At 56.5% G+C, this 5,313-nt stretch carries 3 protein-coding genes; all 3 read right to left on the bottom strand.

The features are described from left to right. Window positions 1-1,305: PAS domain-containing protein (locus ABX962_RS29290; RefSeq protein ID WP_372724822.1), on the bottom strand; the 1,305-nt coding region annotated here is incomplete at its 3' end. Window positions 1,306-1,418: 113 nt separating this feature from the next. After that, a complete protein-coding gene (locus ABX962_RS29285; protein ID WP_372724820.1) occupies window positions 1,419-3,011 on the bottom strand; it encodes a phytoene desaturase family protein in 1,593 nt (530 codons plus the stop codon). A gap of 90 nt (window positions 3,012-3,101) precedes the next feature. After that, window positions 3,102-4,532 carry an aldehyde dehydrogenase family protein gene (locus ABX962_RS29280; protein WP_372724818.1) on the bottom strand — a complete coding sequence of 477 codons (1,431 nt, stop codon included), beginning with the start codon at window positions 4,530-4,532 and terminating at the stop codon, window positions 3,102-3,104. Between the last annotated feature and the right edge of the window lie 781 nt (window positions 4,533-5,313).

The raw sequence follows: 5,313 nt of genomic DNA, 5'->3' as shown, positions 1-5,313 counted from the left end.
ATTGGTGACGGCATCCCAGTCCCACAATCCCACATTGGCGCCCTCGAGCGCCAAATCCAAACGGTCTCGCATCGCAACAAGCTCTTGATCGTGCAGTGCGACTCGGTCTTCGAGCTCCTCGTACATTTTGGTTTGTAGGTGTTCGCGTCGTTTCCGATCCGATGTATCGACGAATGTCACCACCGATCCGCCCAGCGTGCCTTCGACATGGACCGGATAGGACCAATATTCAACCGAAAATGAGCTGCCGTCCTTACGCCAAAAATGTTCGTCGTCCACGTGCACACCCTCGCTATGGCGAAACGCTTGGTAGATCCGGCAATCGGATTGGGGATACGGCGTGCCGTCGGTGCGTGTGTGGTGAATCAATTGGTGCATATTGGCTCCAAACAATTCTTCCGGCGTCTCGTAACCAAGCAAGCGGGCGCAAGTGGTGTTGGCAAACGTGCATCGCCCATCAAGATCGATTCCGTAGATGCCTTCGGCGGTCGAATTCAAGAGGGTTGTGATTTGTCGGTCACGTTTTTGGAGCTCCTCGAGCGTCGCTTTGTGTGCGGTGATGTCGCGGATAAAAGTACTGTATTGTTTGCCGTCGGTGCAGCGGAGCACGATCATGCTCAATTCGATCGGAAACTCTTCGCCGTTGCGACGGACGGCGGACATTTCCACACGCTGATTCTTGATCGAGGCGGTGTCAGAATGGTCAAAATGTTGCAGTCGACGAAGATGCTCGGCTCGGAATCGCTGGGGAATAATCAGCTCCGCTAACGATTGCCCCAACGCCTCCTGTCGCGTCCAACCGAACGTCTGCTCGGCCTGTTTGTTCCATTCCGTGATCTGGTGGAGATCGTTGAACATGATCACGGCATCCAGCGCGGCATCAATGGTCAGCTGGCAACGTTCTTGGACCTCCGTGAAACGGGTGTGCTCGGACTTCAGTTCCTGCTGCAAATGTTCGCCGAGCAAATTGCTGGTATTGCGCTGCGCGTCCAACGACAGCGCTCGCGAGCAGAGACCGGCGGTAATCCAGATCGCCAGCAGCGATAGATTTCGATTCCAAATCGCCTCGGTCCAATCCCCGTTGCCGGGCGAGAGGTACCATCCCAGCGGCGTCAGCAGACTGCAAACCACGGCGGCAATCAGGACATCTTTTCGGCGATGGGTGGCGTAGGCGATCCAGACGGCAACGATGTAAAGCACGCTGACGGCCGTGTTTTGCTCGACATTACAGTCAATTAGAAAGACAGCCGTCGCAACAGCCGCAGCGATGACGAGTCCACGATGATTGGAATTAGAGGCGTTCAAACGTTCAGCGTGTTCGAAAAGGGAGAAGGCAGCGTCCGTCGCTAAATTTTAACCCATTCTCGGCTGGCGGGTTGGACGTCCCCTCCGTTTCCTTGCTGTTTTTTCGAGTCAGCTTAGCGAGGACTCACAGCCGCAGCGACGTTCGAATGTAGCGAATCCGCGTCCAGCGAATCGGCTGCGATCCAACCACTCATCAACACCATCGGCATTCCCGGCCCCGGGTGTGCCGCGCCGCCGGCCAAGTACAAGCCCGAGATATCGCGACGACGGTTCGCTGGTTTGAACGCACCCAAATATTTACCGTGGCTGGCCAATCCGTAAATCGCGCCGTTGAGCACGCGATAGCGATGGTGGATGTCCTCGGGAGTCAGCGCCGATTCGTAGACGATTGCGTCGCGTAGTCCGCTCATCCCCGCTGCCGATTCCAATTTGTCCAAAATTGTTTCGCGGTACGCCGGCAGTATCGCGTGCCAATTATGATTTGGACGTAGGTAAGGCGTATGCACCAAAACGTACAACGCCTCGCAACCGGGCGGCGCTACACTCGGTTCGCTGATTGCCGGAGCACAGACATAGGCCGATGGATCCGGTGCCGGTTCGCCTTTGTTGTAGATATAGTCGAACTCTTGTTCCGGATCACGCGAGAAGACAAAGTTGTGATGCAGCAGCTGCGAATATCGACGATTTAGGCCGAGATACAACACGACACCGCTGCAGGCCGGTTCGTGGGAACGGGGTTTGTCAAACGTTGCCGATTCGGCGGTGCCGTCAAGCAGTTCCCGATAAGTTCGCACCGCATCGCAATTACTAACGATCGCGTCACATTGGATTGTTTCACCGCTGGCGGTCACCACGCCGGTGACTCGGGTGGAACCGGCCGAACGCGCCGAGGCCGTGGTGATTCGCATCACGTCGGTTCCGGTGCGAAAAGTGACACCCAATTCTTCGGCCAATTTTGTCAGAGCCTCCGGCACCGCCCGTGTGCCTCCGATCGGATACCAGATGCCTTCGTCGGTCTGCATATGCGCGATTCCGCAGAGCACCGCGGGGGACGCATACGGCGACGAGCCTACATACTGCGTAAAGTGATCCATCATTTGGGCCACGCGGGTATCGCTGACATGTTGGCGAACCACCGAAGCCACACTTTTGCCCATTCGCAACGCCATCACATCGCTTAACACGGCGGCCGAGAATGCGCCGCCGACCTGCATCGTATCTCGCAACCCGCCAACGCTGCGCCAAAAAAAGAAACGATCGGAAACGCCATGTAGCTTTTCACTGATCGTCATGAATTTTCGGTAACCTGCGCCATCCGAAGGCGATCCGGTAAATTGGTCGATGTTGGCCACCATCGAATCGATATCGGCCACCAAATCGAGCACGGTTTGGTCGGCGGTGTTATCCTTTTCAAAAAAACAACGCCACTGGGGGGCCAGCGGAACCATGCAAAGATAATCCTCGATGTCACGGTCTGCTTCGGCGAAGATGCGACGCAGCACGCTGGGAAGCGTCACAATCGTCGGCCCCATATCAAACCGATAACCCTGCTCGCTAAGCACCGCGGCCTTGCCACCGAGCCAGTCATTCTTTTCCAGCAAGGTGACCGAATGTCCGCGTGCGGCCAACACACACGCCGAGCCGAGTCCCGCTAATCCGCCGCCGATGACAATCACTTTGCGAGCGGGCTTCTTTGTGACACTCATGGTTGCTTGATTTTTCGTTGTTGGATTCTTCGAGAAAGTTTTCTGCAGAGGGCAAGACCGTCGGCGGCGGTTTTCGTTCCGCCGGCGGGGTCAGGAGATCAGTCGACGTAGGGCTCGCCAACGATCCGCGATCCCTTTGCCATGGACCAGTTGCAGCACGATGGGCAATTTTTGACGTGTCGCTTCGTTTCGCGGTAGCAGGTGCAAGGCAAAAGAGCCACGTCGCCGGCTGGTTACCTTCGGCACCGTCATCGCCAACAAGCCTTCGTCGCCGCGGGTCACGCCAAAGCCGCTATTTCCACGCCCACCAAACGGCACGCGGGGGTCCGCCGTTGGCGCGATCAAGTCGTTGATCGTGACCGAGCCGACGTCCAATTGACTTGCCATCATCACTGCGTCGCGGTTGGGGCCAAACACCGATGCCGCTAAACGATAACGGTTTCCATTGATCGCAGCGACAGCGTCGTTGATGTTTGCCAGCCGGATGACACTAATCACGGGTGCAAACAGATCTGCCGATGCAATCGCGTCATCAACGCAGACGCGGTCCAGCACCAACGAGCTCATCCTGCCCGAGGACCCTAACATCTCGGCGTCGAAACAGGAGGTCGCGTCGATTGCGCCCCCCGCGATCGAATTCGTAATCGCTTGATTCACCCCATCGCGTGCGGCCGGATGGATTGTAAATGGCGTGTCGATGGCGGCGAGCTGTTGGCAAAGACCTTTTACGAGCTGGTCGGCGATTGGCGAATCTTCGACAAACAAACGCCGAGGTCCAATACAGGTTGCTCCGCTGTTGAGCGTCAGACCGAATTTCACGAATTCACAAACTCGCTTGACGGAGGCTCCTGGCAGCACGACGACGGCATCACATCCGCTTAGCTCCAGGATGGTCGGAATCAACGAGTTCGCCGTTTGCTCAAGTACCTTGCGTCCAGTGTTCGCCGATCCGGTCAAAACAACGAGGTCAATTCGATCGCCACAGCGGGACGTTGCCGTGTTGGCTAGTGCTTGTCGAGCGGAATCAACGGACGAATCGAGTTGCACCAACGCATCGACCGGGACGCCTGCGTCGTAAAAACATTGGACGAGTCTGCGGGTCAATGCTTCGCAGCCTGCGGCGGGTTTCACTCGCACACGGTTGCCAGCCGCCAGAGCCTGCGCGACTTGGACTCCGACCAAAAACAAGGGATAGTTCCAGGTCCCGAGAATCAGTACGGTGCCATGAGGGTCGCGCTGCACCACACTGTGGACTCCCCACATCCAAAGCGGCCGTCCTACGACGCCGAGCCGGCGAGTCCGTAAAATCGCGGCGGCTTTGCGTCCCAAGTAGTGCAGTGCATCGCAGAGTGGAAACAATTCGGCGGTGACCGTTTCGAGCGTATCGGTGCGTTGTTCGCTTGCACACAGCCGCGTGAAGTCTTCGACATGACGGGCGATCGAAAATCGGGCGGCGGCAACCATTTTACAGCGTTGACGGATCGTCAACTCGTTCCATGGTTTCGCAGGCCTGTTTTGCACTCGAGCTGCCTTCGTCGGTGTCGCCACGGAAGTCGTATCTGTCTCGGTCAATGGAATGAACGCTTAGGCTGCCCCCCCAGCTGTCTTGGTGCCAATCGAGCTCGATTCTGGTTTCGCGGCTCGGTGGCAGTGACGGCGAAAGCGAGGATGACAAAATTCTAGTCCGCCGGGAAGCCACCCGGACTGTTTCGGACATTTTACCGGCCGCAGATCGACGGCATTGTTTCGATGAACATCAAATTACGGTCAAGATGGTGGAAAGAGTATTGCCCAAATCCGAAGCTTTGCGAACAAATGGGAGCGGTCTGATCGCTGCCCTGTCTGATCGGTGCAGTGGGACTCTGTCGAATTGGCGCACTTTGCCGCAGGCGACATTCGTTTTTGATGGGGAGTACATGCAAGAGTATCTAACCGATACACTGTGGACCACTGGGCGCGTTCGCTACCAAATTTGGACGGCGGATTGGGTTAACGGGTGAAACGAGGCTGCGAAAAGGCGGTTTCGTGTTGGGCGGATTTCAGCACCACGTGGAAGACACCGCGTATCCGCCATGTTTAGAAATGAACGGTTAAACGAGACGACCGGACCGTTTTTGTGCTTGGGACTGAAAAAACGGAGGGTCGTCGAGACCCTCTCAACGACGCGAGGGTTACAATATAGGCCTGTATGACTGTGAACCACCTCGACGCGAGTCAACTATCTGTGTCGGAATCTTGGAAGCCTGGTATTCATTATTCGCAACTGACGGATGTCGGTATGCGTCGCGCGAATAATCAAGAT

It is taken from the genome of Novipirellula sp., from assembly GCF_041583735.1.
In the GTDB taxonomy this organism is placed as follows: domain Bacteria; phylum Planctomycetota; class Planctomycetia; order Pirellulales; family Pirellulaceae; genus Novipirellula.
The sequence above is the reverse complement of the archived record's forward strand: the minus strand, read 5'-3'. Positions and strand labels throughout refer to the sequence as shown.